The 26,805-nt window shown below is 46.7% G+C and carries 21 protein-coding genes; 11 read left to right on the top strand and 10 right to left on the bottom strand.

Annotated elements, in window-relative coordinates:
• Positions 1-20 precede the first annotated feature (20 nt).
• Positions 21-2,288: an arginine/lysine/ornithine decarboxylase gene (locus tag CBI31_RS02170; RefSeq protein ID WP_088524772.1), complete on the top strand. Its 2,268-nt coding sequence runs from the start codon at positions 21-23 to the stop codon at positions 2,286-2,288.
• Between the two features lie 289 nt (positions 2,289-2,577).
• Here CBI31_RS02170 and CBI31_RS02165 read toward each other — a convergent pair whose 3' ends face one another.
• The 3 genes from CBI31_RS02165 to argH are packed head-to-tail and all read right to left on the bottom strand — an operon-like array spanning position 2,578 to position 6,082.
• The gene (locus tag CBI31_RS02165) at positions 2,578-4,110 is read right to left on the bottom strand and encodes a TRAP transporter large permease (protein ID WP_088524771.1); all 1,533 of its coding nucleotides are present in this window, start codon (positions 4,108-4,110) and stop codon (positions 2,578-2,580) included.
• Positions 4,107-4,658: a TRAP transporter small permease subunit gene (locus CBI31_RS02160; RefSeq protein WP_088524770.1), complete on the bottom strand. Its 552-nt coding sequence runs from the start codon at positions 4,656-4,658 to the stop codon at positions 4,107-4,109. Before CBI31_RS02160 ends, CBI31_RS02165 begins: the two co-directional genes overlap by 4 nt.
• A gap of 5 nt (positions 4,659-4,663) precedes the next feature.
• A complete protein-coding gene (gene argH, locus CBI31_RS02155) occupies positions 4,664-6,082 on the bottom strand; it encodes an argininosuccinate lyase (RefSeq protein WP_088524769.1) in 1,419 nt (472 codons plus the stop codon).
• 43 nt (positions 6,083-6,125) lie between these two features.
• Between argH and hemC the strand changes: the two genes are divergently transcribed.
• Positions 6,126-7,091, top strand: a complete 966-nt coding sequence (hemC, locus tag CBI31_RS02150; protein ID WP_088524768.1) for a hydroxymethylbilane synthase — start codon at positions 6,126-6,128, stop codon at positions 7,089-7,091.
• 14 nt (positions 7,092-7,105) lie between these two features.
• The gene (locus tag CBI31_RS02145; protein WP_088524767.1) at positions 7,106-7,930 is read left to right on the top strand and encodes a uroporphyrinogen-III synthase; all 825 of its coding nucleotides are present in this window, start codon (positions 7,106-7,108) and stop codon (positions 7,928-7,930) included.
• On the opposite strand, the gene CBI31_RS02140 is transcribed toward CBI31_RS02145, so the two are convergent.
• Positions 7,927-8,499, bottom strand: a complete 573-nt coding sequence (locus CBI31_RS02140) for a chorismate--pyruvate lyase family protein (protein ID WP_088524766.1) — start codon at positions 8,497-8,499, stop codon at positions 7,927-7,929. The two genes, CBI31_RS02145 and CBI31_RS02140, sit on opposite strands and share 4 nt — an antisense overlap.
• A gap of 2 nt (positions 8,500-8,501) precedes the next feature.
• Positions 8,502-10,052: a DEAD/DEAH box helicase gene (locus CBI31_RS02135; RefSeq protein WP_088524765.1), complete on the bottom strand. Its 1,551-nt coding sequence runs from the start codon at positions 10,050-10,052 to the stop codon at positions 8,502-8,504.
• Positions 10,053-10,301: 249 nt separating this feature from the next.
• On the opposite strand from CBI31_RS02135, the gene leuE reads away from it, so the two are divergent.
• Positions 10,302-10,979 carry a leucine efflux protein LeuE gene (gene leuE / locus CBI31_RS02130; RefSeq protein WP_088524764.1) on the top strand — a complete coding sequence of 226 codons (678 nt, stop codon included), beginning with the start codon at positions 10,302-10,304 and terminating at the stop codon, positions 10,977-10,979.
• Here the strand turns inward: leuE and CBI31_RS02125 are convergent, their stop codons facing one another.
• Complete coding sequence (locus CBI31_RS02125; protein WP_088524763.1) at positions 10,980-12,377, bottom strand: coniferyl aldehyde dehydrogenase; 1,398 nt, start codon at positions 12,375-12,377, stop codon at positions 10,980-10,982.
• 48 nt (positions 12,378-12,425) lie between these two features.
• Between CBI31_RS02125 and msrA the strand changes: the two genes are divergently transcribed.
• Complete coding sequence (gene msrA, locus CBI31_RS02120) at positions 12,426-12,998, top strand: peptide-methionine (S)-S-oxide reductase MsrA (RefSeq protein ID WP_088524762.1); 573 nt, start codon at positions 12,426-12,428, stop codon at positions 12,996-12,998.
• On the opposite strand, the gene pdxH is transcribed toward msrA, so the two are convergent.
• Entirely contained in the window at positions 12,995-13,630 is a 636-nt protein-coding gene (pdxH, locus tag CBI31_RS02115; RefSeq protein ID WP_088524761.1) for a pyridoxamine 5'-phosphate oxidase, read from the bottom strand. The two genes, msrA and pdxH, sit on opposite strands and share 4 nt — an antisense overlap.
• Positions 13,631-13,652: 22 nt before the next feature.
• On the opposite strand from pdxH, the gene CBI31_RS02110 reads away from it, so the two are divergent.
• From CBI31_RS02110 to pepN, 5 genes are all read left to right on the top strand, one after another.
• The gene (locus CBI31_RS02110; RefSeq protein ID WP_088524760.1) at positions 13,653-14,405 is read left to right on the top strand and encodes a tRNA threonylcarbamoyladenosine dehydratase; all 753 of its coding nucleotides are present in this window, start codon (positions 13,653-13,655) and stop codon (positions 14,403-14,405) included.
• A 303-nt stretch (positions 14,406-14,708) separates the two neighbouring features.
• Positions 14,709-16,034 carry an amino acid permease gene (locus CBI31_RS02105; RefSeq protein WP_240553694.1) on the top strand — a complete coding sequence of 442 codons (1,326 nt, stop codon included), beginning with the start codon at positions 14,709-14,711 and terminating at the stop codon, positions 16,032-16,034.
• Positions 16,035-16,046: 12 nt separating this feature from the next.
• A complete protein-coding gene (gene ald / locus CBI31_RS02100; protein WP_088524758.1) occupies positions 16,047-17,165 on the top strand; it encodes an alanine dehydrogenase in 1,119 nt (372 codons plus the stop codon).
• 107 nt (positions 17,166-17,272) lie between these two features.
• Entirely contained in the window at positions 17,273-17,848 is a 576-nt protein-coding gene (locus CBI31_RS02095) for a TMEM165/GDT1 family protein (protein WP_088524757.1), read from the top strand.
• Between the two features lie 50 nt (positions 17,849-17,898).
• On the top strand, positions 17,899-20,508 hold the full coding sequence (gene pepN / locus CBI31_RS02090) for an aminopeptidase N (protein ID WP_088524756.1): 2,610 nt from the start codon (positions 17,899-17,901) through the stop codon (positions 20,506-20,508).
• An 18-nt stretch (positions 20,509-20,526) separates the two neighbouring features.
• On the opposite strand, the gene CBI31_RS02085 is transcribed toward pepN, so the two are convergent.
• Positions 20,527-20,703 (bottom strand): DUF2191 domain-containing protein, encoded by a 177-nt coding sequence (locus tag CBI31_RS02085; RefSeq protein ID WP_088524755.1) that lies wholly within the window; start codon positions 20,701-20,703, stop codon positions 20,527-20,529.
• Positions 20,704-20,823: 120 nt separating this feature from the next.
• Here CBI31_RS02085 and CBI31_RS02080 point away from each other — a divergent pair, with 120 nt between their 5' ends.
• A complete protein-coding gene (locus CBI31_RS02080; RefSeq protein WP_088524754.1) occupies positions 20,824-21,822 on the top strand; it encodes a class 1 fructose-bisphosphatase in 999 nt (332 codons plus the stop codon).
• A gap of 20 nt (positions 21,823-21,842) precedes the next feature.
• Here CBI31_RS02080 and cphA read toward each other — a convergent pair whose 3' ends face one another.
• Together cphA and CBI31_RS02070 are read right to left on the bottom strand one after the other, a co-directional pair.
• Positions 21,843-24,413, bottom strand: a complete 2,571-nt coding sequence (gene cphA, locus CBI31_RS02075; protein ID WP_088524753.1) for a cyanophycin synthetase — start codon at positions 24,411-24,413, stop codon at positions 21,843-21,845.
• Entirely contained in the window at positions 24,414-26,606 is a 2,193-nt protein-coding gene (locus tag CBI31_RS02070) for a cyanophycin synthetase (RefSeq protein ID WP_088524752.1), read from the bottom strand.
• Positions 26,607-26,805 lie beyond the last annotated feature (199 nt).

Raw genomic sequence — 26,805 nt, 5'->3', positions numbered from 1 at the left:
CGCGAACCTAAAGGGTAGCCATGAAATTTCGTTTCCCAATCATCATCATTGATGAGGACTTTCGCTCCGAAAATATTTCGGGTTCAGGTATTCGCGATCTCGCTGAAGCTATTGAGCAGGAGGGCATGGAGGTCATTGGCTTAACTAGTTATGGCGACCTCACCTCTTTTGCACAACAAGCCTCCCGTGCATCTAGCTTTATCGTTTCGATTGATGATGAAGAGTTTGACTCGGATTCTGAAGATCATGATCTTCCTGCCCTAAATAACCTGCGCGCCTTCATTACAGAAGTGCGTAAGCGCAATGAAGATATTCCAATCTTCTTGTACGGCGAAACTCGTACTTCACGTCATATGCCTAATGACATCTTGCGTGAATTGCATGGCTTCATTCATATGAATGAAGACACCCCAGAGTTTGTAGCACGTCATATTATTCGTGAAGCAAAGGTCTATCTTGATTCATTAGCGCCACCATTCTTCCGGGCGCTAACCAATTACGCTTCTGAAGGTTCGTATTCTTGGCATTGCCCAGGGCATTCAGGCGGCGTTGCTTTCTTGAAGAGTCCAGTGGGCCGTATGTTTCATCAATTCTTTGGTGAGAACATGCTGCGTGCCGACGTTTGTAATGCTGTAGAAGAGTTGGGCCAACTACTAGACCATACTGGCCCGGTGCTTCAGAGCGAGCGTAATGCTGCGCGCATCTTTAATGCGGACCATTTGTTCTTCGTCACCAATGGCACCTCTACATCCAATAAAATTGTTTGGCATTCTACCGTTGCTCCTGGCGATGTAGTGTTAGTCGATCGCAATTGCCATAAATCGGTGATTCACTCGATTACTATGATGGGCGCGATTCCGATTTTCTTGATGCCAACCCGTAATCACCTCGGCATTATTGGACCGATTCCTAAAGAAGAATTTGAGTGGGCCAACATCAAGAAGAAAATTGATGCCAATCCATTCATTAAGAATAAAAACGTGGTGCCACGCGTCATGACACTGACTCAAAGTACTTACGATGGCATCATTTATAACGTTGAAATGATCAAAGAGATGCTTGATGGCAAGGTTGACTCTTTACATTTTGACGAAGCTTGGTTGCCCCATGCCGCTTTCCATCCTTTCTATAAAGATATGCATGCGATTGGTTCTGATCGCAAGCGCACCAAGAAGAGTTTGATGTTTGCAACCCAATCTACTCATAAGCTCTTGGCTGGTTTGTCGCAAGCTTCGCAAGTACTGGTTCAGGATGCGCAAGAGACCAAGCTTGATCGAGACTGCTTCAATGAGGCTTATCTGATGCATACCTCTACGAGCCCGCAGTACGCCATTATTGCCTCTTGCGACGTTTCTGCTGCCATGATGGAGTCACCCGGCGGTACTACTCTGGTAGAGGAGTCGATTGCTGAAGCAATGGACTTCCGTCGCGCTATGCGCGAGGTGGATGATAAGTTTGGCGCCGATTGGTGGTTTAAGGTCTGGGGACCAGATCACTTAGCAGAAGAAGGTATTGGCGAGCGCTCTGATTGGGTGTTGGCACCTAATGCAGGCTGGCATGACTTTGGTAAATTGGCTAAAGACTTTAATATGCTGGACCCAATCAAGGCAACAGTAGTTACTCCTGGATTAGATATCGAGGGTAACTTTGGTTCCATGGGCATCCCAGCAAGTATTGTCACGAAGTATCTTGCAGAACATGGGGTGATCGTTGAGAAGTGTGGCCTGTATTCCTTCTTCATTATGTTTACCATCGGCATTACTAAGGGTCGTTGGAACACACTAGTGACAGAGCTGCAACAGTTTAAGGATCACTTTGATAAGAACGCTCCTTTATGGAAGGTGCTGCCTGAGTTTGTTGCCAAGCACCCACGTTATGAGCGTGTTGGCCTAAAAGATATTTGTCAGCAGATTCATGAGTTCTACAAGGGCCGTAATGTGGCCCGCATGACTACAGAGATGTATACCTCTGATATGGTTCCAGCCATGATGCCTTCGGAAGCTTGGGCCAAGATGGCGCATAAAGAAGTCGATCGTGTCCCACTCGATCAGTTAGAGGGGCGCGTAACAGCCATGTTGGTAACGCCATACCCACCAGGTATTCCACTCTTGATTCCAGGTGAGCGCTTTAACAAACGCATTGTGGATTATCTGTACTTCGCAAGAGACTTTAATGAAAAGTTCCCTGGCTTTGAGACTGATATTCATGGTCTAGTGAAGGCTGACCTAGATGGTCGTAGTCAATACTATGTTGATTGCGTAAGGCAAGAGCGTGATATCACGCTTTAAGTCTCCCCGTTGTTTGATTAAATACCCTGAAAATTTCAGGGTATTTTTTACTTGCTGATCTAAGTATGCTTCTGTATCTTTCTTAATTTTTTTTACGCGAGAGATTTCAATGGTTAGGAAAAATAGATCAGAAGCTTTATCGAGTACTGGCTTAACATCGAATAATGTGTATAGCGGTATGAAAGAAACGATATACCTATTGAAATCGCCGGCTAATGCACTACATCTCAAAATTTCTATTGCCCAATATCGAAATTGCAAGCAGAGGAAGCGTTTATAAGATTGGCAGCTATTTAACCGGCTTATCCAATTGAAACGTTACCGGGGCATCTTCATCCACCTTATTTGCAGATTCTTCCGGCTTTGATTCTTCGCCGTCGGTGAAGTTGTAATCCTGACTCTGCACTACAGCAGCAGGCTTATCTAGCAATGTTGTCACAAGCGCAGGGAAGGCGATGACCACAGCCACCATAATCAGTTGCAATCCCACCCAAGGGAGCGCCCCCCAGTAAATGTCGCTACTCTTGACCTCTTTTGGCGCAACTCCTCGTAGGTAGAAAAGGGCAAATCCAAATGGGGGATGCATGAACGAGGTTTGCATATTGACGCATAGCATCACCCCAAACCAGACAAGTGCAGCGCTTGCGGCAGCCTGTGGATTACCGTTCATAGAGTCAAGCAGTACCGGAGAGAGTAGTTTGACTGCTACTGGTGCGAGCATCGGCACGATGATGAAAGCAATCTCAAAAAAGTCTAAAAAGAATGCCAAGAAAAATACTAAGAGATTGACGGCAATCAGAAAGCCAATCCAGCCACCAGGCATTCCTGAGAACAGATTCTCAACCCACAAGCCGCCATCAACTCCTTGGAATACGACTGAGAAGCAGGTTGAGCCGATGAGAATAAAGACCACCATGGCAGTAATGCGCATCGTGTTTTGATAGGCCTCCTGAATTAAGCCTTTGAGATTGGGAATATTCGCTCTGCGTAGCCATGCTAATAGCAATGCGCCCATCGCCCCCATAGCACCAGATTCAGTCGGGGTGGCAATACCGGTCATGATCGTACCCAATACTAAAAAAATGAGTACCGCAGACGGAATAATTCCTAAGAGACATTTTTTCCAGAGCGCCCAGCCCTTGAGGGTGAGATCACTTACTGGCATCGCTGGCAAATAGGCTGGACGTATACGGGAGAGAAAGAAGGTATAGAGCGCAAAAAGTACAATTTGCAGCAATGAAGGTCCCCAAGCACCAAGATACATACTGCCGACATCGGCGCTACCACTTTGAGTCTTGAGTTGATCCGCTAAAACAATCAGAACCAACGATGGCGGCACTAATTGAGTAATGGTTCCAGAGGCAGCCAGAACGCCTGTAGCGTAACGCATGTTGTAGCCATAGCGTATCATCACTGGCAAAGAGATCATCGCCATAGCAATCACTTGGGCGGCTACAGTGCCGGTAATCGCACCGAGAATAAATCCCACAATGATGACTGAGTAACCTAGGCCACCACGCACTCCTCCAAAGAGTTGACCCATGGAGTCCAGCATTTCTTCAGCAAGACCGCAGCGCTCAAGAATGGCACCCATAAAAGTAAAGAACGGAATCGCCAGAAGCAGGTCATTCGCGAGCACGCTACCAAAGATGCGCTGTGGAATGGCTTGCAAAAATGACATACCAAAGAAGCCTTCGCTGATGGCAATGCCAGAAAAGAATAGGGCAGCAGCCATGAGAGAGAATGCGACTGGGAAGCCGATCAACATAAAGACAATCAGGCCGCCAAACATAAACGGTGGCATCCACTCTAATGGGATCATTGCATTGGCTTTTCGTAATGAAGATCTTCGGTAGGTAAGCTGGTTGTACCTTTGAGCGCGCTAATGCGTTTGATGATTTCTGATACGCCTTGCAAGCTGAGCATAAAGAAACCAAACGGCACAACAAACTTAATAGGGTAACGAGCAAGACCACCCGAATTCATCGAATGTTCCATCACTAACCAGGACGGATAAAAGAGGGTAGTCCATGAGAGCCATGCAAATAAAATGCATGCCGGCATCAAGAAAAATAGAAAGCCAAATAAATCTACCCAAATACGCCCACGATCAGGAAGCTGGGAATAAATTAAATCTACGCGGACATGCTCATTGCGTTTGAGAGTGTAGGCCGCGCCCAACATGACTGCAGCACTAAATAAATACCATTGCAGCTCTAAAGGCCAGTTATTACTAATGTCTAAGCCATAGCGCAGTAAGGCATTGACTGCCGATACTATGCAGGACAGCAAAATCATAATGCTGGCAGCTTTGCCAAGCAGTTGGTTTATACGATCAATTCCTGCGGAAAGTTTGGACCAAAACCCCATGCGATCTAGAGATCTGCACGACCCCGTTTGATGGCAGCGAGTACTTGGGAGGGCGCTGTACCTCCAGCATGTTGGCGTGATTGCACCGAGCCATCGACTGTTAGCAAGGCGAAGACATCATCACCAATCAGTTCAGGACGATTATCAAGACCGCAAGCAAAACGCAATTCTGAGAGACTTAAGTCAGTCAGCATGCAGTTTCTACCGACGCAGGCTTTAACGGCGTGAGCAACAGCTTCATGAGCATCACGAAATGCCAAGCCCTTTTTAACTAAGTAGTCAGCTAAGTCAGTGGCCGTAGAAAAACCTTCTTGAGCTGCTGCTTTCATCACATTCGCCTTGACTTCAATGTGAGGAATCATGTCAGCAAAGATGCGCAGGGTATCTTGCACAGTATCGACTGCATCAAACAACGGTTCTTTATCTTCTTGGTTATCCTTGTTATAGGCAAGAGGCTGACTCTTCATGAGTGTTAGCAAGGAGATAAGATCACCATAGACGCGACCTGTTTTGCCCCTCGCCAATTCAGGAACATCAGGATTTTTCTTTTGCGGCATGATGGAGCTACCAGTGCAGAAGCGATCTGGCAGATCGATAAATCCAAAGCGTGGACTAAGCCACAGCACAAGCTCTTCTGAGAGGCGAGAAACGTGCATCATCAAGATCGATGCAAATGCACAGAACTCAATCGCAAAGTCACGATCTGATACGGCATCTAAGGAGTTATTACAAATACCATCAAAGCCAAGAGCCTTAGCAACCTGTTCGCGATCAATCGGGTAGGTAGTACCTGCCAAAGCCGCGGCACCTAAGGGCAGACGATTAAAGCGCGCACGCAAATCAGTCAAGCGACTTGCATCGCGACTAAACATTTCAAAATAAGCCATCAAGTGATGACCAAAGGTAATGGGTTGTGCAACCTGCAGATGAGTATGACCAGGCATGATCGTGCCAGCATGTTTTTCTGCTAAATCCAATAGTGCGCTGCGCAGAACTTGAAGAGTAATGGCAATCTCATCAACACTGCCCCGCAACCACAGACGTAAATCAGTAGCCACTTGGTCATTTCTAGAGCGACCAGTGTGCAGACGTTTTCCTGCATCACCTACTAGCGCAGTGAGGCGTGCTTCAATATTGAGGTGGACATCTTCTAGCGCCAATTGCCATGCAAATTGGCCAGATTCAATCTCATTCTTAATCTGAGCCATGCCCTTCTCGATATCCGCTAAATCCTGGGCGCTGATGATCTTTTGGGCAGCTAACATCTGGGCATGGGCCAGGGAGCCGGCAATATCGACCATTGCAAAGCGTTGATCAAAGCCAATTGAGGCGGTATAACGCTGAACGAGCTCGTCTACCGGCTCATTAAAACGGGCCGACCAAGCTTGGGCTTTGTTGTCTAAGGAATTTTTGGGTGAGCTCATAAACACAGTATATTGTTGTACGTCTTTTATTATTTTAAATGCTATGTCCCAGACCACAAATTCTCCCTCTTTGGCAGCTCCTAAGCGCCTAGTTATCGCCTCCCGTGAAAGTCGCTTAGCCATGTGGCAGGCAGAACATGTCCGGGATTGCCTCAAAAAGCTCTATCCAGACTGCGATGTCCAGATTTTGGGCATGACTACCCGAGGGGACCAGATTTTGGATAAAGCCCTCTCTAAAGTGGGCGGTAAAGGCCTTTTTGTCAAAGAACTCGAAACAGCTCTGGAGGATGGGCGCGCTGATTTGGCAGTTCACTCCCTCAAGGATGTTCCGATGGTGATGCCAGAGGGATTTGATCTTTCTTGCGTGATGGCTAGAGAAGATGCACGGGATGCATTCGTTTCAAATGACTATGCCAGTCTTGAAGACTTACCCAAGGGAGCAATCGTAGGAACTTCAAGCTTGCGCCGTGAGTCAGTATTGCGAGCAAAACTTCCGCATCTAGAGATTCATCCTCTGCGTGGTAATTTGGATACCCGCATGGGTAAGTTAGATCGTGGCGAGTATCAAGCCATCATTTTGGCAGCTGCAGGATTAAAGCGTTTGGGTTTGGAAAGTCGGATTCGCGCTTATCTTCCCTATGATCCATACACGCCAGCTGCTGGTCAAGGCGCTCTAGGTATTGAGACTTTAAGCAAGCATCCCAACATCAAACAATGGCTTGCCCCTCTAAATGATTTGCCCACTCTGTTTTCTGTTTCTGCGGAGCGGATGGTGTCTCGTCAGCTCGGTGGTTCCTGCGAAGTACCCTTAGCAGCTCATGCAGTATGGGACCAAAGCCAGATGCAAATTCGTTCTTTTGTGGCAAGCGTGGATGGCAAAGCGATTTGTATAGCCAATGGCAATGCACAAGTTCGGTCGATTGAGGATGCTGAGGCTCTGGGGCTTGTAGTTGCAAAAGATTTGTTAGCACAGGGCGCAGCAGATTTAATTCCGAAAATTGCTAAATAGTCATCATCGTAGCGATGAGTACTAAAACCATTGTTGTTACTAGACCTAGCGGCCAAGCTCGTCAGCTCATCGAGGTACTGACGAAAAGCATTGAGCGCAGTGGGGTTGCCAAGCGTAGTCTCCCAGAAATAGCCTCACTTCCTTTGCTGACAATCGTTCCCAAAGCGGATCATTCACTAGCAGATCATATTGCTACTAGTCTAAAAGATGCAGATCTAGCTATCTTTGTTAGTCCTAATGCAATTGAATGCGTTATGCGTTTACTAGAGCGTGATTGGCAAAAATTTTCAAAGAAGATTATTCCGATTGGCGTGATGGGTGGAAGCAGTAAGTTAGCGTTACTGAACCATGGCGTTGGTCAAGAAAAAAATCCCACTCCGGTGTTGATTCCAAAGAACAATGAGCAATGGGATTCAGAAGGGCTATGGCAAGAGCTGCAAAGCCTTGGCTGGGACTTTAAAAACAAAAAGATTGTTATTTTCAAAGGTGAGGGAGGTCGTGAATGGCTAGCTGATACCCTTATGAATACAGGGGCGACAGTAGAAGCGATCTCTGTATACACGCGCGTACCCTTAGATCTTGCCAATCCTGCTTGGCATGTGATTCGTGAGATGGATTTCTCAAAATCGCTTTGGTTGTTGACATCTTCTGAAGCAGTACGTTATTTGGGCCAAGTAGTGAAGGATCAATTTCCACAGGGGTTGCAAGCTGCTAGCGCCTTATGCCCACACCAGAATATTGCTGATACAGCTAAGGCTATTGGATTTGGTGAGGTCTTTACTACCGAGTCCGGCGATGAAGCGCTCATTAAAGCCAGCCTGGCTTGGCTCATGATTTAAGTTTTTGAGAGTTCTAGTAAAGCGGGTAAGAAAATTTCATTAACCAATATTGGGCGACCCTTTAGCTGATAGAGGGTACGTCGAGCCCACAAGGGCGAATTTAATCCACTGTAATTCTTGGAACATCGTTTCCATAAGGCGCTACTTTTATCTAGGCGCGCAATATCTCGTGGTGGTTTTGCTTTGACATATCTTCGTGTTTTTGCAAACAACACGGCGCCCAAAGGCTTGGTACCAAGGCGTAGGACGCTATGGTTGCTACCACTAGAGCTTAGGGTCGGAATCACGCTGTGTGCCATCACAACGGGAATATTATTGGCACACAAAAGTACTTCACGTACCCTACAGCGTCTAATCTTCAAATGGAAATAGCGACTTTCATCGCTATTGAGGGATTGAGGGCAATCGCGCAAAACCCGTACTTCTAGTTTTTGACCAATCGCGTTCTCAATTTTTTGGGTAAGTGACCCAGTATCACTAAGCCAAGGCTGCCACTTTCGTGGCGCCCGATGAAATTCACCGGAACCGGCTCGATTCCATGAAGAACGGAGACGATTACGGTGAGCCATTTTTAGCTACCGCTAAAGTTCCGACGTTGACCGCCAGACTTCGGTTTAGCAAAACGTGGACCTGCTGGACGTGAATCCCCTGAACGCGTAGGACGTGAATCAGCAGAGCGTGCAGGACGTGAATCGGCTGAGCGTGCAGGACGTGAATCAGCAGAACCAGTCGAGCGCGCTTCAAAATGGTTACCCGAACGATTGCCACCGCCAGAGCCGCCACCACCGAAACGAGATTCAGAGCGTGCGCCCGAACCATAACGACCACCGCCACCACCAGAACGATTGCCACCGCCGCCACCAGAGCGACCACCACCAGAACGGTTGCCACCACCGCCACCACCAAAGCTAGGCTTTGCTTGTGGCTCAAGGCCTGCAATCACTGACGCTACGATATCTTGCTGTGTAAAGCGCTCGATGTTGCGGATCTTGGCGCGATCACGATGTTCAACCAAAGTGATAGCTACACCATTACGACCAGCGCGACCAGTACGACCGATACGGTGCGTGTAGTCCTCAGGTTTCATTGGCAAGCCAAAGTTAATCACGTGACTAATACGGGGCACATCAATACCGCGCGCCGCCACATCAGTCGCTACCAAAATCTTGGTGTGACCTTTACGTAAGGACTCTAGGCGACGCATGCGCACAGCTTGAGGCATTGCACCATGGAGTGCAGTAGCTTCGTAGCCGTTAGCACGCAATGTGTCAGCGATCTTTTCGCTTTCTACCTGAGTGCTAGCAAAAACAACTGCCTGATCCAAAGTGGCATCAGCCAAAATATGCTCAAGCAATTTGTGCTTGTGTGACATGCTGTCAGCCCAATGTAATTTCTGTTCGATGTTGGCGTGTTTTTCACCTGCATGAGCAAGTTCAATGCGCTTAGCATCGGTAGTCAAGGCATTGGCTAAAGACATAATCTTTGGCGCAAAGGTCGCTGAGAACATTAAAGTTTGGTTGCGGCCTGCACAACGCTTGTCAATTGCCTCGAGGTCATCAGCAAATCCCATGTCAAGCATGCGATCGGCCTCATCAATCACGAGTTGCTTTACATCATCTAAGCGAATTGCTTTGCTATCACACAAGTCAAGTAAACGACCTGGGGTTGCAACAACTAAGAGTGCGCCTTTGAGGGCCTGAATTTGTTTGCCATAAGGCATACCGCCCATGATGGTTGCAATGCGGATACCTTTCATGCCACGCACTAGGTTCACTGCATCAGCTGTAACCTGTTGAGCTAATTCACGGGTAGGGCAGAGCACTAACACTTTAGGTTGCGCGCGACCTGGCACAGGTGAATTGTTCGGATTGGCTTCGATGAGTTGATGAATCAAAGGTAATAAAAAAGCTGCGGTTTTGCCGCTACCAGTTTGGCTGCTGACCAATAAGTCACCACCAGCTAAAGCTGCGGGAATAACCTGAGCCTGAACAGCGGTCGCTTGGGTAAAACCCAATTCAGCAACGTTTTTAAGAAGTGGGGCCGCTAGGGCGAAAGACTGGAATTCAGATCCAGTCGACTTTGAGCCTTTCGACTCGTGTTGAGTTTCTTTAGAAAAAGTCATGCTATTACACATCCCTTTCAAGGGATGTCTCCGTATGTTGCATCCATGGTTTTATGGGATGCGATGGTCAAAGGCATCGACCATCAGACAGGCGGCAGCGCGTTTTATGAACTTCTGTGTTTATGACTTCTAAACGGGACGCTGAAATATAGCTGGGGGGCGATGAATCAAATTGCTTCAAAAGCCTCTTATTATGACAGTTTGGGGGGGTGATTACAAGGGTTTTCCCGAATTAATTATGATGCAGAGATGGAATTTTTCTCATTAGACCTGTTCAAGCCCTCAAATGCTGAAATTATTGATTTCACAAGCTATCTGCTGGGCACGCTCTTCATCATCTTATTGCCAGGGCCTAATTCTCTTTATGTCTTAACAACTACAACGCAAAGGGGTTGGAGGTTGGGTGTCTGGAGTGCGCTAGGAATCTTTATTGGCGATTTAGTGTTGATGATTGCCGTTGCATTGGGCGCCGCCACATTGCTTATGTCTTCACCAGTAATTTTTAACATTGTCCGAACTTTGGGCGCTGCTTACTTAGCGTGGATGGGAGTTGGCTTGCTGCGGAGTGGTCATCAGCGCTGGATATCAAAGGGGCATTCAGAAGCTTATGAAGTCCAAGCCCGCCTCATGCGATTACATCCCTTGCTTGCAGCCCTCGCTCTATCCCTAACAAACCCTAAGGCAATCTTTTTCTTTATCGCCTTCTTTGCTCAGTTTATTCGTTCTGATTCTGAAAATCCTACATATACCTTTTTATATCTGGCTACTGTTTTGCAGTTGATGAGCATGAGCTATTTAGCAGCCTTAATTTGCGTAGGCCAACTTTTCTCAAAGTTTTTTGAGACTCATCCGCGTTGGGCTGCTAGCCTATGGATGCTAGCAGGGCTCTTATTTGTCGGGTTTGCTCTACGCTTATTAATTGCCTGATTACTTCAGCCGCTTTAATAGGCGCTCTGTTTTCTTACTGTAGGGTGGGTGAGCGGGCTTAGTACCCTTCAAAAGATTGCTACCCAGTAAGCCACGCACTTGCAGGATTGGCTTGTGGTGACTAAAGGTATCAAAGCCTGCCTTCCCGTGATAAGCGCCCATGCCACTAGCACCAATTCCACCGAAGGGTAGGGATTCGACTGCTGCATGTAATAAGGTGTCATTAATAGTGACGCCACCAGAGCGAGTCTCCTCTAAAACACGTCGCATATTCTTTTTGTCTTTACCAAACCAGTAGAGTGCTAATGGATTAATTCTGTTATTGATATAAGCAATGGCTGTGGCGGTATCTGCAATAGTCACTATTGGAAGAATGGGCCCAAAGATTTCTTCATGTAGAACACGCGCCTGAGGCGATACATCAACTAGAGCAACAGGCTCAAACCTTCTTGCCCCAGCAGAGGGATTATTGAGCAAGGGAATTGCTTTTGCCCCACGATCTACGGCATCGCTTACCAAGTGTTGCCAGTATTGCAGCTGCGCATCATCAATCGGGCCGGTCAGCTCTTCAGGATTACTAAATTGGGATTGAGCTGCAGCTTGAAGTTCTTGAATAAAAGCATCTTGTCTGCCCCGTTCAACCAGAACGTAATCTGGAGCAATGCAGGTTTGACCGCTATTCAGTAATTTGCCATAAATAATGGCGCTAGCAGCTTCTTGGAGTTTGGCCGTTGAATCAATGATGGCTGGTGTCTTGCCTCCAAGCTCTAGTGTCACAGGCGTTAGATTTTCGGCAGCAGCACGCATTACTTTTTTGCCGGTAGCTTCTGATCCAGTAAAGAGAAGGTGGTTGAATGGTAAAGCGGCAAACTGTTCTGCTACATCGATGCCGCCAGTAGTTACACAAAATTCGCTAGGGTGGAAATACTCTTGAATCAAGCCTGCTAAGAACCCAGACGTACGAGAGCAGCGATCAGAAGGTTTTAGCCAAACGCGATTCCCAGCAGCAAGCGCTGCAATTGCAGGGACAAGTGCTAATTGGATTGGGTAATTCCAAGCACTTATAATGCCAACAACGCCAATCGATTGACTTTCGGTCCACGCTTCTGAAGAGCCCATAAATGACGGTGTTTCCATCCGCACAGGTCGCATCCACTCTTTAAGATGTTTGCGCGCGTACTTGGCTGCTTGATACACCATCTGAAATTCTGCAAGGCGAGTTTCAATCGGATGGCGTACTCCAAAATCTGCTTCTAATACTTTGCAGATTTTTTCTTCATTCGCCGCAATCATCTTTTCGATTCGATTAATGCGCTCTAATCTGACTTCAAGAGTGGGGTTGGATTCGGCAGCATAGGCTGCTTTGATTTCATCAAGTTGGATGGTGAAGCGATTCATAGTGTTTAATAGTTGGCAAATATTGGAATAAGGCATTAGGATAAAGCCATGAACCAAATTCTTGAGAAAAATCAATTCCCACTAGAGCAAGCCACCTTAGGCGGCGGATGTTTTTGGTGTCTTGAGGCTGTGTATCAGCAAATTACTGGGGTTAAATCAGTCGTTTCTGGATATGCTGGGGGCCCAAGACCCAATCCTACTTATGAAGCAGTTTGTACTGGGGTTACCGGTCATGCTGAAATTGTAGACATCCTGTTTGATCCACAAGTGATTTCGTTTAGGGATCTATTGGAAATTTTCTTTGTGATTCATGATCCTACTACATTGAACTACCAAGGCAATGATCACGGCACACAATATCGATCAGTCATTTTTACCCATAGCGATGAGCAGAATCAAATGGCTCATGAAGTTGTTAAAGAACTTGAAGAGTCGAGAATTTACTCTAGCTCGATAGTGACGCAAATTGATGTGGCTCCAACCATTTTCCCTGCTGAAGACTATCACCAGAATTATTTTGTGCAGCATCCTAATCAAGGCTATTGCAGGGCAGTAGTTGCACCTAAGTTAGCAAAGTTCAGGGCGAAATTTAAATCGCTGATAGCGCCGCAATACTCTTAAGGCGCTAGGCGGTTCACCTGCCAAGTAGAGCCATCTAATTTGTAATGAATGCGGTCATGCAATCTGGAAGGACGGCCTTGCCAGAATTCCATTTCAGTAGGACGTAGACGGTAACCACCCCAATACTCAGGTCGAGGTGGCGTATCTCCGAATTCTGCTTTGAATTGCTTCTCCGCCTCTTCTAAAAATTCACGGTTTGGAATAACTGAGCTTTGTGGAGAAGCCCAAGCGCCGATTCGTGATGCTGAGGGGCGAGAGTGAAAGTATTCATCACTTTCAACGGCGCTAACACGCTCTACTACTCCCTGAATGCGAATCTGGCGCTCCAGCTCGTGCCAATGAAACAGTAAGGCCGCTTGAGGGCGAACTGCCAAATCTTTCCCTTTTTGGCTTTCGTAGTTCGTGAAAAAGCTAAAGCCATTTTCGTCAGCGCCTTTTAGTAAGACAATACGAGCTGAAGGATTTCCAGCTTTATCAGCAGTAGCTAAAGTCATGGAATTGGGTTCGGGACACTCGGCTCTTACGGCCTGATCAAACCAGAGCTTAAAAAGAGGCAAAGGATTGCCTGGGACATCGGTTTCAGAAAGCTGACCGAAGGTATAGTTTTTGCGAAGTTTAGCAATGGAGTCCATTTATTCAGTATAAAGAGAAGCTATGGCAGAAGACAAGGTAGCAGAAAGCATGGAAGATCGTCGTTTTGGCGGGGTCGCTAGACTCTATGGGCCAGAGCTGCGGGAGCGCTTTCGCAATGCCACGGTAGTGGTTGCTGGTTTGGGTGGAGTCGGCTCTTGGGCTGCGGAGGCCTTGGCTCGAACTGGCATTGGGCATCTCGTCTTAGTTGACTTTGATCACATTGCAGAGAGTAATACCAATCGCCAACTCCATGCTTTAGAGGGGCAGTACGGTAAAGCCAAAGTAGAGGCGATGACACAACGTATTTTGCAGATTAATCCCGAGATCAAATTAACACCTTGCGATGAATTTCTGACGCCAGAAAATTTAGATGTACTCATACCAAAAGACGCATTGATATTAGATGCTACAGATTCAGTACAAACCAAAATTGCTTTATCAGCATGGGCAACTAAAAATGATCGTGCACTTGTGATGTGTGGTGCGGCCGGCGGTAAGTCTGATCCAACTTCTGTGCGCTGTGATGATCTCTCTCGTACCGAGCAAGATGCATTACTAGCAAAGGTGCGCCAGGGGCTTAGACAGGATCATGGCTTCTCTAGAAATCTGAAGAAAAAAATTGGCATTCGTGCCGTTTACTCTCATGAGCCACGTGCTGGCGCAGCGAGCGGTGGCCTTGCTTGTACTGGTTATGGCTCTACTGTGATGGTAACGGCCGCTTGTGGTCTTGCAGCCGCTGCTGAGATTCTTAATCAGATTGCAGCACAAGACTAACTTTTGCTTAATTGGCAATAAACCCTTAAGGGGATTCCCTGTAAGAAATTTCTGATTCTTTTGCAGTCAGGAATATTTTAGAGATCGCAATAACCTTGATTTAAAAGACATTTCCTTTTGATGCGATCTACTTTTTATATCTTTAATCACTTTAGGTATTTTTATCCCCTAGCACATCCGCCAAGCACTCCCTAGACTTTGCCTCGTTGGTAAATCGGCCAACGGCAAACCGAAAGGAGGTCTCTTTTGCAGACTGAACAAACTGGCTTAAAACGCCATCTCAAAGTAAGGCACATTCGCTTGATGGCTCTGGGCTCAACGATTGGCGTTGGACTATTTCTGGGGTCGGCAACTGCGATCAAGATTGCCGGGCCATCCATTCTCTTGGCTTATCTCTTAGCTGGAATTGTTGCTTTCATCGTGCTGCGCACTCTGGGTGAAATGGCAGTTCATGAACCTGTAGCGGGCTCCTTTGCAGCTTATGCCAATAATTATGTGAGTCCATTAGCAGGTTATATGGTCGGTTGGGGTTACTGGACTTATTGGGTTGTGGTGGGTATTGCCGAAGTGACTGCTGTTGGCATTTACATGGGAATTTGGTTCCCAGAAATACCTCAGTGGATATGGGCATTATCTTCTGTAGTGATGATGGGCTTAATCAATCTCATTGCAGTCAAAGTCTTTGGTGAGTTTGAATTTTGGTTTGCCCTGATTAAAGTAGTGGCGATTATTGCCATGATTGCACTTGGCGGATCCGTAATTTTATTTGGATTTACCAATGATTGGCAACCTATTGGCTTAAGTAATCTGTGGCAGCATGGCGGCTTCTTTCCGAATGGCATTACCGGCATGTTGCTCTCACTACAGATGGTCTTATTTGCTTATGTTGGCATTGAGATGATTGGTTTGTCTGCAGGTGAAGCTGAGAACCCAAAGAAAACAATCCCAATGGCGATTGATTCATTGGCATGGCGTATTTTGATTTTCTATATGGGCGCAATCTTAGTCATTCTGGCAATCTTCCCTTGGAATGAAGTAGGTCAACAGGGCAGTCCATTCGTAGTCATGTTTGAACGGATTGGCTTGCGTGAAGCGGCTGGATTGATTAACTTCGTTGTAATTACTGCAGCGCTTTCATCATGCAATGCCGGTATCTTTAGTGGTGGTCGTCTCTTGTATTCACTATCAAGTAACGGCTATGCACCGGCGCCATTTGCAAAGCTATCGAAGTATGGAGTTCCTCATTACGCAGTAATGGCTACCGTTGCAGTGTCAATGACAGGGGTTGTCTTGAACTATTTCGTTCCAGATAAGGCTTTTCAATATGTGATGGCTGCGGTTACCTTTATTGGCCTAATGGTTTGGATTGCGATTTTGTTTACGCAACTCAAATTCCGCCGCTCGCTAAGCAAAGTCCAAGTGGCCGAGCTTGCCTATCGCACTCCTTGGTATCCGTATTCCTCGTGGTTTGCTCTAGCCTTTATTTTCTTGGTCATTGTGCTGATGGGCTTTCATGAGGATGCACGGATTGCCTTGATATTAGGTCCATGTTTATTAACAGTGTATCTAGTGATGTTTTATATCGTTGGCTTACACCATAAGACAAAAAATAATTGTGAATTTAAATAATAGGAGATGACAATGATTATTGGCGTACCTCAAGAAATTAAAAATAATGAGTTCCGCGTGGGGCTCACCCCAGGAAATGTTAGTGGGCTTTGCAAGCAAGGCCATACAGTTCTGATTCAGCGCGGGGCAGGAGAGCAAATCGGCCTGACAGATGAGTCTTATCGAATTGCTGGCGCCTCCTTAATTGATAGTGCTGCAGAGATTTTTCATAAGGCGCAGATGATTGTGAAAGTGAAAGAGCCTCAAGCACAAGAATGCGCTATGTTGCGTGAAGATCAGATTCTGTTTACCTATCTACATTTAGCCCCCGATCCAAAACAGACCAAAGCGTTAATGCATTCTGGTGCTGCTTGTATTGCCTATGAAACGGTGACAGCCATGAATGGAGCACTCCCATTACTTGCGCCTATGAGTGAAGTGGCAGGTCGGATGTCGATTCAAGCGGCTGCATCTCATTTAGAAAAGACGCATGGTGGTTTAGGTGTGCTAATGGCAGGGGTTCCCGGTGTGGCTCCCGCCAAGATCGTCATTCTGGGGTGCGGGGTAGTGGGCCGTAATGCCTTGCAGATGGCAGTAGGTCTTGGTGCAGAAGTGTGCATCTTTGATCGTGATATTGATCGCTTGCGTCAGATTGATATGTTGTATGGCAATCGAGTGCGCACTTTTTATTCTGACAATTTATTAATCGAGCAAGAGGTGTGTGAAGCAGATGTTGTGATTGGCGCAGTTCTATTGCCTGGTGGTGCTGCGCCAAAGTTGGTCACGTATGAGATGGTGAAGGGGATGAAGGCAGGTTCGGTAGTGGTTGATGTGGCAATTGATCAAGGCGGCTGCTTTGAAACTTCTAGGCCTACAACGCATGCTGACCCCACTTTTTTGGTAGATGGTGTATTGCATTATTGTGTTGCCAATATGCCAGGTGCTGTTGCTAGAACATCCACATTTGCCTTAACCAATGCTACTTACCCTTTTGTGGAGGCTTTGGCTAATCAAGGCGTTATGAAAGCCTTATCAATTGATCATCACCTGCGCAATGGTCTGAGTGTGTATAAAGGAGTTTTAACCTCTATACCTGTAGCTCAAGCTCAGGGCCTAGACTTTTCTTTGGCACAGGAGCTCTTGGTCGCATAAGCTGGTTTTAGATGGGTTTGTAGTTTTTACGTCGTGTGGACACATTGGGGATTTAAACTATCCCCAATGTATTTCTCCTCGCTGTGCTTACTGGAACGACTAAATTCATGGACTTTTCTGCTTTAGCTCTCTCTACCGGAGTTGTTGCCTTGGCAGAGATGGGGGATAAAACACAGCTTCTCTCATTGATGTTGGCTGCACGCTACCCCAAGCAAGCCTTGGCTATTATTGCGGGCATTTTTATCGCCACCATTGCTAATCATGCATGCGCTGCCTTGTTAGGTCATTGGCTCACCACTTTGGTTTCCCCGGATGTGATGCGCTGGATTTTAGGATTGAGCTTTTTAGGAATTGGTTTATGGCTTTTGGTTCCAGATCACATTGATGATGCTGCAAGATCAAAGGTTGCTGATCGTGCATGGCAAGTATTTTTGCTGACGGTGGGACTATTCTTCTTGGCAGAGATGGGCGATAAGACTCAAATTGCGACGATTGCCTTGGGTGCCCGATATGAGGATGTCTTCTCTGTAACCATTGGCACTACATTGGGGATGATGCTGGCTAATGCCCCAGCAGTCTGGGTTGGTCAAAAATTTACCAAGCGTATGCCAATCAAGTGGGTACATGCGGTTGCTGCTGTTACCTTTATTGCGATTGGCATCGCTACGCTGATTTGGGGTTAGAGGATTATTCAGGGGGCTTGGCCACTCTAGTCAGGGCTTAAAATAAAACTATGAAAACTGATCTGCCACAGAGCTTTCGTCGGCTCGAATACCGCCCTCCTGTTTACACCTTTGATCAAGTGGAGCTTGATATCGCTTTGGATCCTGCGCGCACGATCATTAAAAGTCGGATTGAGGTATTACCGGGCAAGAGCTTTGAGGCTGGAGCACCATTGGTTTTGGTGGGTCACGAGTTGGAGTTTGTAAGTTTGCGTATTAACGGCGAGGCGCATCGTCACTTTGAACTCACCCCTGATTTTCTGACAATCCATTCTTTACCAAAAGAGGGCAAAGAGAAGTTCATCGTTGAAATCATTTGTGTTTGCGTGCCAGAGAAAAATACCTCTCTCATGGGGCTGTACGTTTCCAATGGGAACTTCTTTACTCAATGTGAGTCTGAGGGCTTTAGAAAGATTACCTATTTCCTAGATCGCCCTGATGTCATGGCACGCTATCGCGTGACCTTGCGGGCGCGTGAAGCTGAGTACCCAGTTCTTTTATCTAATGGCAACTTATTAAAAACTGAAAAATTACCGAACGGCTGGCATAGTGCCATCTGGGAGGATCCCTTTCCAAAGCCATCCTATTTATTTACCTTGGTGGCCGGTAAGTTGGAATGCATAGAAGAGACTATCACTACAAGTAGCGGCGCCAAGAAGCTATTGCAGATCTGGGTGGAGCCTCATGATCTTCAGAAGACCCGCCATGCCATGGATTCCTTAATTGCCTCGATTCATTGGGATGAAAAACGTTTCGGTCTGGAGCTCGATTTAGAGCGCTTCATGATCGTGGCGGTTGGTGATTTTAATATGGGCGCCATGGAGAACAAGGGTTTAAATATCTTCAATACTAAATTCGTCTTGGCCCAGCCAGAAACTGCAACGGATGCTGACTTCGCTAATATTGAGAGCGTTGTAGCTCATGAGTACTTTCATAACTGGACTGGTAATCGAGTCACTTGCCAAGACTGGTTTCAACTTTCTCTGAAAGAAGGCTTAACAGTCTTTAGAGACCAAGAGTTTTCTGCCGATCAAATGGGTAGCGAATCCGGTAGGGCAGTGAAGCGCATTGAAGATGTCCGTTTACTTCGTCAACTACAGTTCCCTGAGGATGCGGGTCCCATGGCTCACCCGATTCGTCCTGATGAATACCAAGAGATCAGCAACTTTTATACCGTAACCGTCTATGAAAAAGGCTCTGAGGTGGTGCGGATGTATCAAACCCTGCTGGGTATAGAGGGTTTTCGCAAGGGAATGGATTTGTACTTCAAGCGTCACGATGGTCAAGCCGTCACCTGTGATGATTTCTTGATGGCGATGGCTGATGCCAATGGCAAAGATCTTACCCAGTTCAGAAATTGGTACAGCCAGGCAGGGACACCGCGGGTTAAGCTAGAGGAGCATTACGATGCGACAAAAAAACAATATCAGATCACATTGACTCAAAGCTGCGCGCCAAGTCCAGGCCAGCCGGATAAGAAGCTCTTTCACATCCCATTGAAGATGCGTTTGATTACCAATAGCGATGATCAAGTAGAGCAATTGTTGGAATTAACTCAAGCAAGTCAAACCTGGACTTTTGACAATATTGATGAGCGCCCAGTACTGTCAATTAACCGGAATTTCTCGGCCCCGATTCATTTAGACTTCGAGCAAAGTGAGGCAGATCTCCTCACCCTGTTCTCAAGTGATGACGATCCCTTTAATCGCTGGGAGGCTGGCCAGAAGTTAGCTATGCAAATGATTTTGAATCATCGCTTACCTGATAAGCAATTAATTGATGCCTATCGCAATCTATTAATGGACCCTAAACTCGATCCAGCCTTTAAAGATTTGGCCTTAACGCTGCCCGCCGAGTCTTATCTGTATGAGCAGTGCACGAGCGTAGATCCACAGAAAATTTTTACCGCACGCCGAGCATTTCGCAGGGAAATTGCTAAACAGCTACAGTTAGAGTGGGCCGCGCTCTATCAGCAGATGCAAACGCCTGGACCGTTTAAGTCAGATGCGGTAGATGCAGGCAAGCGGGCTTTAAAAAACCTGGCTCTGAGTATGTTGCTTGAAGCCAATACTGCTGTTTGGGCGCCGATGGCAGTTAATCAATATCGTATTGCCGATAATATGACTGATCGCTATGCTGCTTTAGCTGGATTAGTAATTCATGGGGCTAGGGAGGCAACTGATTGTTTGAGTGATTTTTATGAACGCTTTACAAATGATGCGCTAGTGATTGATAAATGGTTTGGCTTGCAATCGAGCCGTCCACCGGTTGATGGCCTTGAGCCAACTCTGGGCAATGTCAAGAAATTACGTGAGCATCCGGCATTCAAAATGAATAATCCCAACAGAGTGCGAAGCGTGATTCATACTTTCTGCTCGAATAATCCGGCGAGTTTTCATCAGACAGATGGCAGTGGCTATGAATTTTGGGCAGATAGCGTTCTGGCTTTGGATCCCATCAACCCCCAAGTTGCAGCGCGTTTAGCCAGGGCTCTAGATCGTTGGCGCCTCTTTGCGGCACCCTATCAAGATCGGATGAAATCAGCCTTGGAGCGCGTAGCAGCCTACCAAACCCTCTCTCCAGATACTCGTGAAGTAATCAGCAAGGCATTGAGTAGCTAGTGCTCAAGAATGCCTGTTTTAGCGCGGTATATTCTCCATTTTTGGCGATTTTCCGCCAAGGGCCACAAGATTTTTCCCTGCATTGAGCCTAATAAAGGCGGAAACAAGTTCATGGATCAGATCTGCGGGAGCAGTCTTTGGATTTACGTATTCCATAGCGCTATGTATCAATTTTTCATCAATATCGAGCTTCATTTGTAAGGGCCACCTAATTGTTAAGAGTGAAATTTACTACCAAATAGCAATAAATTATGACCGTTTTCAATAACAAGGCAAAATAGACCTTAATCTTAATAGCACTTTGGAGAAATACTTTTGTCCTCAGGTATCAATACTAATTTCAAGCAGTATCTTGTTAGCGCCAAACCAAAGGGTGCTGCAATACCTACTGGCCTGCAAGATTTATTGCTCGCAGTAGTCAATACTTGCTCTACCCTTAGTCATGAAGTAGCGCAGGGCGCCTTGATTGGTTTGTTGGGTTCTGCTGGTAGCGGCAATGTGCAAGGTGAAGTGCAACAAAAGCTTGACATCATCGCAAATGATCAACTGATGGATGGTGTTAAGGGATGTCACTCCCTTGCAGGCCTTGCTTCAGAAGAAATGGAATTGCCTGTAGCAGTGCAGGGTACTGGCGACTACCTTCTCTTGTTTGATCCACTTGATGGCTCATCCAATATCGATGTGAATGTATCCATCGGCACTATTTTTTCTATATTGAAAAAGCAAGATCCTAGCGCACCACTACAAACTTCTGATTTTTTACTATCAGGTCGTCACCAAGCGGCTGCTGGTTATGTCGTCTATGGCCCTCAAACTACGATGGCCCTGACTTTGGGTGATGGCGTAGTCATGTTCACTTTAAACAAAGATACTGGCGAGTTCTTATTAATCAAAGATGCGGTGACCATCGCACCTTCTACCAAAGAGTTTGCGATCAATATGTCCAATATGCGTCATTGGGCTGATCCTGTGCGTCGTTATATTGAAGAGTGCTTGGCTGGCACTACTGGAACACGTGATAAAGACTTTAATATGCGCTGGATTGCATCGATGGTAGCTGACGTGCATAGGGTCTTATCTCGCGGTGGCGTATTTATGTACCCGTGGGATAAGCGTGATCCAAAGAAAGCAGGCAAATTACGCTTGATGTATGAAGCAAATCCGATGAGCTTTTTGGTAGAGCAGGCTGGTGGTGCATCGATTAATGGCACTCAGACCATTATGGATCTCCAGCCAACAGACTTGCATGAGCGCGTCTCAGTGATGCTGGGGTCTAAAGAAGAGATTGACCGCTTAAAGCAATACCACTCATAAGCTAAAACCCAAGTTTGGTCTTAGGGTTTTACTTTTTCTTTGAGGTAGGCGAGCGACTCTTCGACTTGGTCAATTAGTATGAGGCAGATATCTCCAGGCGAGACATCGTTAAGGGCGGTATCAATCGCCTTGAACTCCCCATGAATTTCTTTCACTTGCTTTGCCTTGGTTGCGCCTACAAGCCCTTCTTGTAAGAGCTTTAGTACCTCACCATCTTCACGACCACGTTGACAGGCATCTTGATACAAGATGACATTATCAAACGAGTTTCCAAGAATGCGAGTGAGATCACGAATATCCTCATCGCGCCGATCCCCGGCCCCGCTAATGACAACATGACTCTTGATTGGCTTCATGGCCTGAATGGCACTTGCTAGCGCACGCATGGCATCTGGATTGTGGCCATAGTCTGCAATGACAGTCGCACCCTGATGTTGGAACTGATTAAAGCGACCTGGTACAGAGTTGGCATCACTCTCAAAGCTATGCAAGCCACGTGCAATTTTTTCAGCGTCTAATCCGAGTGCCCAGGCTGCACCAACTGCAGCCATCGTATTTTCTACTTGGAAGCCCAGTACCCCATTTTTAGTCAGCGGAATTTCACTCACAGGGAAGCGGTACATGACGCGCGAACCTTTTGAGGCAACAATGTATGTGCCATCGAAATAGATTACTTTCTTATTCTTTGCACGATGTGCAGCAATAACGGGATGATGTTGGTTCTGAGCAAAGAAAATCACCCGACCCGCACACTTATCCCCCATCTTCACTACCATTGGGTCAGCAGCGTTTAAGACAGCAGCGCCAGTTGACTCTACGTTTTGCACAACGACACGTTTTAAGATGGCTAAATCCTCAACGCTTGTAATGTAATTTAGTCCAAGGTGATCACCTTCACCAATATTCGTCACTACAGCTACTTCACAGCGATCGAAACCAAGACCTTCACGTAACATGCCGCCGCGTGCAGTTTCTAAAACGGCAGCATCGACATCGGGATGCATCAATACATTGCGCGCGCTCTTCGGCCCACTGCAATCACCAGAGTCAATCAAGCGATGATTAACATAAACGCCATCAGTCGTCGTCATGCCAACGCGAAGTCCATTTTCATCTAGTAGATGGGCTATCAAACGGACAGTGGTTGTTTTGCCATTAGTACCTGTGACTGCAACTACTGGAATGCGACCATCTTCGCCAGCAGGGAATAAGGTATTGAGAATATCTTCACCAACGGGGCGGCTCTTGCCATAAGACGGTTTGAGGTGCATGCGCAAACCAGGAGCAGCATTCACTTCCACAATACCGCCGCCTTGCTGTTCCAAGGGTTTATAGATAGCTTCACATAAGATATCTACACCAGCAATATCAAGACCAAGCATCTGTGCAGCAGCAACTGCACTGGCAGCGACATCGGGATGGACATCATCAGTAACATCAGTGGCAGTTCCACCAGTACTTAAGTTTGCGTTATTGCGAAGCAGTACACGTTCACCCGTTTTAGGCGTGTACTGTGGGGTAAGCCCATTGCTGGCTAAGTGGGCAAGGGCAATGTCATCAAACCGTATTTTAGTAAGCGCTGTGGCATGTCCATCGCCGCGCAAAGGATTTTTGTTTTCTATTTCAACCAGTTCGGTGATGGTGTGCGTGCCATCACCAACTACTTGGGCGGGTTCCCGACGTGCAGCAGCAGAGAGGCGATTGCCAACTACTAGTAAGCGATAGTCAGCACCTGGAAGGTAGCGCTCAACAATGGTTTCTCTACCAAAGCCTTGAGTCACCAGGAAACCAGCGCGGATATCTGCTTCAGTTTGTATATTGGCGACAACACCTTTGCCTTGATTACCGTCTTTGGGCTTGAGAACAATCGGACCGCCAATTTTTTGTGCGGCACGCCAAGCGTCAACAGCAGTAGTGACCACTTCACCCACGGGTACTGACACTCCAGCAGCTGCAAGTAAGTTCTTGGTTAATTCTTTATCTTGGGCAATCGCTTCGGCAATTGCACTCGTATCGCTGGTTTCGGCTGCTTGAATACGTTTTTGTTTGCTACCCCAGCCAAACTGCACCATACTGCCTTCGGTCATACGACGGTAAGGAATATTGCGCTGAACGGCGGCATCAACAATAGAGCCAGTGCTAGGACCAAGACGTACATCCTCGTATAAGGCCTCTAACTCTGAAAGAGCGGCGGTGAGATCAAAGGGTGCATCGTTTAAGGTAGCTTGAATGAGGGCAAAGGCAAAGTCAAAGGCCATACGACCAACAACTTCTTCGATGTACTCCACAACGACTTGGTAGACCCCAGCATCGATCGTTTGAACAGTGCGGCTAAAGGTGACGGGACAGCCCGCTTGCGCTTGTAAACCTAAAGCGGCATGTTCCAAAGCATGTGCTAAAGAAAGTATTTCATTTTGACCGCCTCGGCGCATACCACCTAATTGTGGGAAGCGTTCGCGAATCTTGGTTTCAAACTGGGGTATCGAGTCAATAGAGCGTTCAGATTCTTCGCAAGAAACAATCGCCTCCAAAGAGGTATGGCGGCTCCATAAATTGGGGCCGCGCAACATGCGAATGCGAGTGATTTCCACTTAAGCCCCTGTTGCAGTGGTAAGGTCTGGCACAAATGTTTCTGCACCAGCTTCAATCACATTAAACGGAATATCTAAAGCCCAAGCTGCAGCAATCGCTGCGCCGAGGTTCATTCCCTTCCACGGAGCAGTCGAGTCTGATTCTGAGTGACTTGGCACTGGAATGGACTTCTGATCCAGCTTGCCAGACTTGAGCGTGATTTGTTGTTTGCCAACGAGCACTGCACGGCCACCATTTTGTAGATGAGTTTTAACAACTTCAGAAGTAGGATCTTGACTGAAGAAAATAACTTGACCATCACAGAGTTCTGCCATCTGAACACACATAGGATCATCTGCATTGAGAACCGCAACGCCGCTCGGGAGCACAACATCAATTTGAGTGCGCACAATACTAAAGACTTGTTCTTCATCGTAGATTGCATATTCAGGAAAATTTGCCTTAGGGTCTACATTCAGAACTACGCCAACTTGGCAACGATCGTAAGCTAAACCTTCAATCAGCATCGAGAGGTGATTATTTTCAATCACGACTGCTTCTACCGCGCGGTTTAACAAAGTGCGACGTGCATTTTCCCAATTCGATGTATTGGTATTTGGAATTGCACGATTACCAAAATACAAACCTTTGCTACAGGAAAGACCAACATAGGCATTGGTAAGACGCAAGAAGTGAGCAATCATTTCTGCAACAGGGGTTTTGCCATGTTCACCACAAATGCCTACAACCGGAATACGGAAATCCGTCTCTGGAGGGAATAGGTGATTAGCAATTTCTTTACCTACGGGTTGTGGTTTGCCGCTCGCTGGCTTCAAATGCATTAATAAACCAGGGCCGGCATTTACTTCCACAATGGCGGCATTTTGTTCTGCCATGGGGCGACTGATATCTTGCGCAACTAGATCAACACCAGCAATTTCAAGCCCAACCACGCGCGCAGCCAAGGCTACTTGGTGCGCAACGTCTGGATGAACTAAATCAGTTACATCAAAAGCAACGTTGCCATTGCTCTGGATAAGCACTTTGTGATCAATCGTAGGAATGCTATCGCCTTTAAGTTGTTGGCGTGCGAGCTCAAGCTCTACTGCTGAATCAATACGCACTGGATTCAGCGGGCACTCTTCTGCAGTACCACGACGGGGATCAGAATTAATCTGAATCTGAATGAGTTCGTGAACAGTGTGTTTGCCATCGCCAGTAACCCAAACAGTTTCACCTTTCGCTGCAGCAACAACTTTATTGCCCACTACCAGTAAGCGATGTTCGTCACCAACAATATGGCGCTCAACAAGAACTTCGCTACCTTCATCTATAGCTACTGCATAAGCAGATTCAACTTCTTGTTGGGTATACAGATTAATAAATACGCCTCGACCGTGATTACCATCAATTGGCTTGACCACTACAGGTAAGCCAATATCTTGCGCAGCCTCCCAAGCATCATCCGGGCTAGTCACGGTTCTGCCCTCAGGCGTAGGAACACCTGCGCTGCGCAGCAAGCTCTTCGTTAAATCTTTATCTCTAGAAATGGTTTCAGCAATCGCACTGGTTTGATCAGTCTCTGCAGTCCAGATGCGGCGTTGTTTAGCCCCATAACCCAATTGGACTAGGTTACCTTCGGATAAGCGGATTGAAGGAATGCCACGCTCTTCAGCAGCATTCACAATACATGCTGTGCTTGGCCCAAGCAAAAGATCATCACCCAGATCACGTAGCTCTTCAATAATCGTTTGAACTTGTGCAACACAGTCTTTGTTATCTTGCGCTAAGGCTAGGAACAGATCACGTGCGCACTTAAGTGCGGTCAGAGTCACCTCTTGATTGATGGCGCTCACCATCACTTTGTAAACCCCTCGGCGATCCCCATCACGTGCCTTGCCAAAGCCACCTGGAATGCCAGCAAGGTTTTGCAGCTCGAGAGTGAGATGCTCCATGATGTGAGCAGGCCATGTACCTTCTTTAACCCGCATCAGAAAGCCGCCAGTTTCCCCAATGCTGCAACGATGCTCCACAAGACTGGGTAAGGCCTCAACCAAACGGTCATAAAAGCCCGGGATCAAATTAGAGGGGTAGTCCTCTAGATCGCCAATATCAACCCAAACCTCAATGACGGGATGATAAGTCCACATATTGGGGCCACGGAGATGCTTAACACTCAGGATCTCGATGGATTTATCTAGTAATTGGGGCATTTTTAGGGTGTTGCGAGTGCTTAAGCCAGTTTTAGGCTAAGACGCGTTAGACAGTCTCTCTATTTCTAGTTTTTATTTAAAACTCACAAAATTCGCAAAAATGCATAAAAAGCGCTACTTTCACAATTCAACGCTTTTAGGGCTCCAAAGTTGACAACGGCGATAAATCTAAAAAATCTAGCTCCACTATACTTTTAGT

Origin of the sequence: Polynucleobacter campilacus (assembly GCF_002206625.1) — a bacterium.
Classification (GTDB): Bacteria; Pseudomonadota; Gammaproteobacteria; order Burkholderiales; family Burkholderiaceae; genus Polynucleobacter; species Polynucleobacter campilacus.
This window is presented reverse-complemented; position numbering and strand designations above follow the sequence as displayed.